This is a genomic window from Mesorhizobium sp. WSM4841, from assembly GCF_055811515.1.
Map to the genome: position 1 here is coordinate 40,764 of NZ_JBVVQC010000042.1, position 6,366 is coordinate 47,129.

At 64.1% G+C, this 6,366-nt stretch carries 6 protein-coding genes; 5 read left to right on the top strand and 1 reads right to left on the bottom strand.

The window, feature by feature from the left end:
- Positions 1–26: 26 nt before the first annotated feature.
- On the top strand, positions 27–827 hold the full coding sequence (locus AC0L14_RS31400) for a ParA family protein (RefSeq protein WP_123148722.1): 801 nt from the start codon (positions 27–29) through the stop codon (positions 825–827).
- 35 nt (positions 828–862) lie between these two features.
- Entirely contained in the window at positions 863–1,747 is an 885-nt protein-coding gene (locus AC0L14_RS31405; RefSeq protein WP_095519984.1) for a ParB/RepB/Spo0J family partition protein, read from the top strand.
- Positions 1,748–2,281: 534 nt separating this feature from the next.
- Here AC0L14_RS31405 and holA read toward each other — a convergent pair.
- Positions 2,282–3,334: a DNA polymerase III subunit delta gene (gene holA, locus AC0L14_RS31410; RefSeq protein WP_473525959.1), complete on the bottom strand. Its 1,053-nt coding sequence runs from the start codon at positions 3,332–3,334 to the stop codon at positions 2,282–2,284.
- A 431-nt stretch (positions 3,335–3,765) separates the two neighbouring features.
- Here holA and AC0L14_RS31415 point away from each other — a divergent pair, with 431 nt between their 5' ends.
- The 3 genes from AC0L14_RS31415 to AC0L14_RS31425 form a co-directional block, all read left to right on the top strand.
- Positions 3,766–4,998: a thiamine pyrophosphate-dependent enzyme gene (locus AC0L14_RS31415; protein ID WP_473485808.1), complete on the top strand. Its 1,233-nt coding sequence runs from the start codon at positions 3,766–3,768 to the stop codon at positions 4,996–4,998.
- Positions 4,999–5,000: 2 nt separating this feature from the next.
- On the top strand, positions 5,001–6,014 hold the full coding sequence (locus tag AC0L14_RS31420) for an alpha-ketoacid dehydrogenase subunit beta (protein WP_473751803.1): 1,014 nt from the start codon (positions 5,001–5,003) through the stop codon (positions 6,012–6,014).
- Between the two features lie 5 nt (positions 6,015–6,019).
- Positions 6,020–6,366: biotin/lipoyl-containing protein (locus tag AC0L14_RS31425; RefSeq protein ID WP_473751805.1), on the top strand; the 347-nt coding region annotated here is incomplete at its 3' end.

Here is a 6,366-nt window from a genome sequence, read left to right on the forward strand (position 1 = left end):
TCGGAATGAATTTCTGGCATAGACCCATGATGAAGAATGGCCCCCGAATCATCACCGTAGCCAACCAGAAGGGCGGCGTCGGCAAGACGACGACGGCCATCAATCTGGCCACGGCGCTGGCCGCGATCGGCGAGCGGGTGCTGATCGTCGATCTTGATCCGCAAGGCAATGCCAGCACCGGCCTCGGCATCGACCGGCGCGACCGCACCGTTTCCTCCTATGACGTGCTGACTGGCGAGCTCGATCTGGAGGCGGCGGCGATCCCGACGGCGGTGCCGGGCCTGTCGATCGTGCCGTCGACGCTCGACCTGCTCGGCATCGAAATGGAGATCGCGTCGGCGCCGGACCGGGTGCTGCGGCTGCGCAACGCCTTACGCGCCTCGGCTGATCGATCGGCCAATTTTGGCTATGTGCTGATCGATTGTCCGCCGTCGCTCAATCTTCTGACGCTGAACTCGATGGCGGCGGCCGATTCGGTGCTGGTGCCGCTGCAATGCGAGTTCTTCGCGCTCGAAGGCTTGAGCCAGCTGCTGGAGACGGTCGAGCAGGTTCGTCGCTCGATCAATCCCGAGCTGACGATCCAGGGCATCGTGCTGACCATGTTCGACGGGCGCAACAACCTCGCCAACCAGGTGGTGCAGGACGTACGGGCGCATATGGGCGACAAGGTCTATGAAACCGTGATCCCGCGCAATGTGCGTGTCTCCGAGGCGCCGTCCTACGGCAAGCCGGCGATCCTCTACGACCTCAAATGCTCCGGCAGCCAGGCCTATCTGCAGCTTGCCTCCGAGGTGATCCGCCGCGAGCGCAAACTGCGCGCCGCTTAGACGCCGATTCGATACCGAAACGATCTGGACAGATGATGAGTGAAGACCTTTCGAGAAAAAGACTGGGGCGGGGACTGGCGGCGCTGATCGGCGAAATCGATCGTCCGGCAGCGCCGGAAAAGCAGAGCATGAATGCCGACGGCAAGGTTCCGATCGAGTTCCTGAGCCCGAACCCGAAGAATCCGCGCCGGCATTTCGGCGACGCCGACCTGACCGATCTTGCCCAGTCGATCCGTGAACATGGCGTGGTGCAGCCGGTGGTGGCACGGCCGTCGCCGACGCAAGCTGGCCGCTACGAGATCATCGCCGGCGAGCGGCGCTGGCGCGCGGCACAGCGCGCCGGGCTGACCGAGATCCCGATCATCGTGCGCGATGTCAACGATCGCACCGCGCTCGAACTGGCGATCATCGAAAACGTCCAGCGCACCGACCTCAACCCGGTCGAGGAGGCGATGGGCTACCAGCAGCTGATCGACGATCACGGCTACACCCAGGCGGATCTCGGCCAGGTGATCGGCAAGAGCCGCAGCCACGTCGCCAACACGCTCAGGCTGCTGAAGCTGCCGGACGTGATCCGCGACATGCTGGTCGACGGCGCGCTGTCGGCCGGCCACGCCCGCACATTGGTGACGGCGCAGGATCCGGCGGGCCTGGCCAAGCGGATCGTCGAGGACGGGCTTTCGGTGCGCCAGGCCGAAGCGCTGGCGCAGATGCCGACCGGCGCTCCAACGGTAAAGCGACAGCCTGCAGCACCGGCACAGAAGGATGCCGATACGTTGGCGCTGGAAAAGCTGATGACCGGCACGATCGGCATGATCGTCACGATCGAGCACAAGGAGCGCGGCGGCGTGATCAGCGTCGCTTACCGGACGCTGGAGCAGCTCGATGAGCTTTGCCGGCGGTTGAAGCAGGAGCGGTGATTAGCCGGCAATGGCCTCGGGGTCTGCTTGTTTTAGGCGAGGATAGGCGACCTCATAGCCTACCTGCTCCAGCGTTTCCGCCGCCCCTCACCTGCCTGCCGGCATCCTCTCCCCGTATAGCGACGGGAGAGGGGGCTGTCATCGAGGGTTTCGCCAATCACCAACGTTGCAGAAAAGGTGCCGAGGCTGCGGTCAGCCTCTTTTCTTTCTCCCCGTTTACGGGGAGAAATGCCCGGCAGGGCAATGAGGGGCGGCGCAAGCATCGACAACTGCTAGCCTCCAAATTGGAGTTTTGTCTGGGCTGGACGCTCTCACTGAAGATTAATGACTATTGTGGCGGCAATCGCGAAGATGGCGAAGCCCACGAGTATCAGTTTGAATATAATAACGAAGTAGCCTGAGATACTGACGAGAAACTCATCCCTTCGTTTGAGTTCTTCGGAATCAGTAGTCGGATTAAGATCGCCATAACGAAATGCGAGCTTGATTCGCTCTGACAGATTGAGCTTTGGTTTCTTCTTTTCCACGAGGCCCCTACAAGCCGTTACCTCGGAGCAGCCGGGCGCTTTCCACAGCAATGCCGAGCAGCGCCTGCCGTGCCAGCGCGACCGAGAGGTCCGGCCGGCGCCGCGTCTGCAGGACCGCCGTCTGCAGCCTGGTCAAAGCGCGGCCAAGCGCCTCGCTGTTCCAGCGTTCGAGGGCTTTCTCCACCAACTTGCGCCGCGAGAAAAAAACCGGCGGGCGCGCCGCGGCAACGACCGCCGCGGCGTTGCGGCCGCCGGTGTCCATCAAGCCGCGCATCGCCTGGATCGCCTGCAGCTGCCGCATCGCCGAGGAAAGCACCAGAAAAGCCTGGCCGCCGGACTGGCAGTGGCGGGTGAAGGCCATGTCGAAATCGCCGACCTTGCCTTCGAGCACGGCATCGACGGCGTCGTCGAAGGACAGACCGGAGACGTCGCCCGATGTCGCCTTGACGTCGTCGAGGCCGATTTCGGCCTGACCGTGGGCATAAAGCACCAGCTTTTCGATCTCGCCGCGGGAGGCCAGCCGGTCACCACCGAGGTTACGGCGCAGCGCCTGACGGGCCTCCAGCGTCATCGACATGCCGGCCTTGCGCAATTCGTCGTCGATGACCGCATCGATGTCCCGGGCCTCGTCGGCGTAGCACGGCAAGGCCATGGCAATGTCTGCCGCCTCGACGATGGAACGCAACCCGACGCCTTTCTTCAGGTCGCCGGCCTCGATCAGAATGATGGCGTCACGCGGCGGCTCTGATGTCAGCGCCTTGACGTCATCGGCAAGCGCCTTCTGGCCCGAGGCATTGCGCACCCAGAGCAGGCGCCGGTCCGAAAACATCGGCACGGTGCGCGCCTCGTCGAGCAGGCGGCCCTCGTCGTGGTCGACTTCCGAACCGTCCAGCCTGACCACCGAGAACGGATCGTCGAGCGGCAGTCCGGTTTTGCCGGCAAAGGCCTTGGCCCGCTCGGCGACGAGCCCGCGATCGGGCCCGTAAAGCAGGACGATCGAGATGCGCGGGTCCGGCCGCGCCAACCACGAATCGACTTCGTAACCTTTCTTCTGTGCCATGGGTTCTGGTTAGCATGATGCGGGTGCGGGGTGAACGGCGCACCCCTCCTTTCCTTCTCCCCCTTGTGGGAGAAGGTGGATTGGCGCGTAGCGCCAAGACGGTTGAGGGGTGCTGGACGGAGTGCCGTCCTTGCCAAGCTGGAACACCCTCATCCGTCGCCTTCGGCGACACCTTCTCCCACAAGGGGAGAAGGAAAGGGGCGCCGCGAGAGGCCTCAATCCGACGCATTGTCTTATCTGGCGGGAAACCCGGCGCAATCATGCGCCAAATTGCGCATGGCGGCGGAAGATCGACAAGAAATTTCGCCGACATATCTTCATCTTGGCAAGTGCTGGCTGGCGCGTCGCTGGCCTGAAGCCCTGCCAGACGAATTGGCACTGGTCTGGCGGTGTGCAAATATCGCGCCGGGCAACATGGGAGGACGAAGGTCATGGCCGAAACAGGAATGTTGCGCTTCCATGTGCCGGAACCCGAGGTGCGGCCGGGCGGGACGCCGGATTTCTCTGATGTGACCATCCCCAAGGCCGGCTCGGTGCCGCGCCCGGAGATCGACGTCGATCCGCGCACCATCCGCGACATGGCGTTCTCGATCATCCGCGTGCTGAACCGCGCCGGCGAAGCCGTCGGTCCGTGGGCCGGCCTGCTTTCCGACGACGAGTTGCTGGAAGGGCTGCGCCATATGATGAAGCTGCGCAGCTTCGACGCGCGCATGCAGATGGCGCAGCGCCAGGGCAAGACCTCTTTCTACATGCAGCATCTCGGCGAAGAGGCGGTGAGTTGCGCCTTCCGCAAGGCGCTGGCGTCGGGCGACATGAACTTTCCGACCTATCGGCAGGCCGGGCTGCTCATCGCCGACGGCTATCCGATGGTCACAATGATGAACCAGATCTATTCGAACGAGGCCGATCCGCTGAAGGGGCGGCAGCTGCCGATCATGTATTCGTCGAAGGAGCACGGCTTCTTCTCGATCTCCGGAAATCTGGCAACGCAATATATCCAAGCGGTCGGCTGGGCGATGGCTTCGGCGATCAGCAATGATTCGAAGATCGCCGCCGCCTGGATCGGCGATGGTTCGACGGCCGAGTCCGATTTCCATTCGGCGCTGGTGTTCGCCTCGACCTACAAGGCGCCGGTCGTGCTCAATGTCGTCAACAACCAGTGGGCGATCTCGACTTTTCAGGGCATCGCCCGGGGCGGCTCCGGCACTTTCGCCGCCCGCGGTCTTGGTTTCGGCATTCCCTCGCTGCGGGTCGACGGCAACGATTATCTGGCCGTCCATGCCGTGGCTAAATGGGCGGCCGAGCGCGCGCGGAAAAATCTCGGGCCGACGCTGATCGAATATGTCACCTACCGCGTCGGCGCGCATTCGAGCTCGGACGATCCGTCGGCCTACCGGCCGAAGGCCGAGTCCGACGCATGGCCGCTCGGCGACCCGATCGTCAGGCTGAAAAACCACCTCATCCAGCGCGGCGTCTGGTCGGACGAACGCCACACTCAGGCCGAGGCGGAAATCCTCGAAACGGTGATCGCAGCGCAAAGGGAGGCCGAGCGCCACGGCACGCTGCATGCCGGCGGCAAGCCCTCGGCGCGCGACATGTTCGAGGGAGTCTATGCCGAGATGCCGCCGCATCTCAGGCGCCAACGCCAGCAGGCAGGGGTCTGACCATGCCAAGGCGGACCATGATCGAAGCGATCCGCGACGCCATGGACGTGTCGATGGCGCGCGACGAACGCGTCATCGTGTTCGGCGAGGATGTCGGCTTCTTCGGCGGCGTCTTCCGCTGCACACAGGGCCTGCAGGCGAAATACGGCAAGAGCCGCTGCTTCGATGCGCCGATCAGCGAATCCGGCATTGTCGGCTCGGCCATCGGCATGGCCGCCTACGGCCTGAAACCTTGCGTCGAGGTGCAGTTTGCCGACTATATTTATCCGGCCTATGACCAGATCGTCTCGGAGGCGGCGCGGCTGCGCTACCGCTCGAACGGCGATTTCACCTGCCCGATCGTGGTCAGGATGCCGACCGGCGGCGGCATTTTTGGCGGCCAGACCCACAGCCAGAGCCCGGAGGCTCTATTCACGCATGTCTCCGGCCTGAAGGTCGTCGTGCCGTCCAACCCGAACGACGCCAAGGGCCTTTTGATCGCGGCGATAGAGGATCCCGACCCGGTGATCTTCCTGGAGCCGAAGCGGCTCTACAACGGTCCGTTCGACGGCCATCACGAGCGCCCGGTGACGCCGTGGTCGAAGCATGAGCTCGGCGAGGTCGCGGACGGGCATTACACGGTCCCGCTCGGCAAGGCGGTGATCCGCCGGCCGGGTGCCGATGTCACCGTGCTTGCCTATGGCACGATGGTCTATGTCGCGCAGGCGGCGGCCGAGGAGACCGGCATCGACGCCGAGATCGTCGATCTGAGGACGCTGCTGCCGCTCGATCTCGAGACGATCGTCGGCTCGGTGAAAAAGACGGGCCGCTGCGTGGTCGTGCACGAGGCGACGCTGACATCCGGGTTCGGTGCCGAACTTTCGGCGCTGGTACAGGAGAACTGCTTCTATCATCTGGAAGCGCCGGTGGCGCGGGTCGCCGGCTGGGACACGCCCTATCCGCATGCGCAGGAGTGGGACTATTTTCCTGGTCCGGCCAGGCTCGGCCGAGCGCTCGTTGAAACGATGGAGGCCTGACGACGATGGGCGAATATGTGATCAAGCTGCCCGATGTCGGCGAAGGCGTCGCCGAGGCCGAGCTCGTCGAATGGCAGGTCAAGGTCGGCGATCTCGTGCGCGAGGACGCGGTGCTGGCCGCCGTGATGACCGACAAGGCGACGGTCGAGATTCCCTCGCCGGTCGATGGCGAGATCCTCTGGCTGGGCGCCGAGATCGGCGACACGGTGGCGATCGGTTCGCCCATCGTCAGGTTGAAAGTGGCCGGCGAGGGCAATGTGGGGGAGGGTACGACATCGTTAGAGGGTGAGGCGAAAGCTACCGGCGCTACCCCCACCCCTAGCCCCTCCCCACAAGGGGGAGGGGCTAGGGG

Coding starts and splice junctions, on each gene's coding strand:
- AC0L14_RS31400 (WP_123148722.1), top strand. CDS start 27: ATGATGAAGAATGGCCCCCGAATCATCACCGTAGCCAACCAGAAGGGC.
- AC0L14_RS31420 (WP_473751803.1), top strand. CDS start 5,001: ATGCCAAGGCGGACCATGATCGAAGCGATCCGCGACGCCATGGACGTG.
- holA (WP_473525959.1), bottom strand. CDS start 3,334: ATGGCACAGAAGAAAGGTTACGAAGTCGATTCGTGGTTGGCGCGGCCG.
- AC0L14_RS31405 (WP_095519984.1), top strand. CDS start 863: ATGAGTGAAGACCTTTCGAGAAAAAGACTGGGGCGGGGACTGGCGGCG.
- AC0L14_RS31415 (WP_473485808.1), top strand. CDS start 3,766: ATGGCCGAAACAGGAATGTTGCGCTTCCATGTGCCGGAACCCGAGGTG.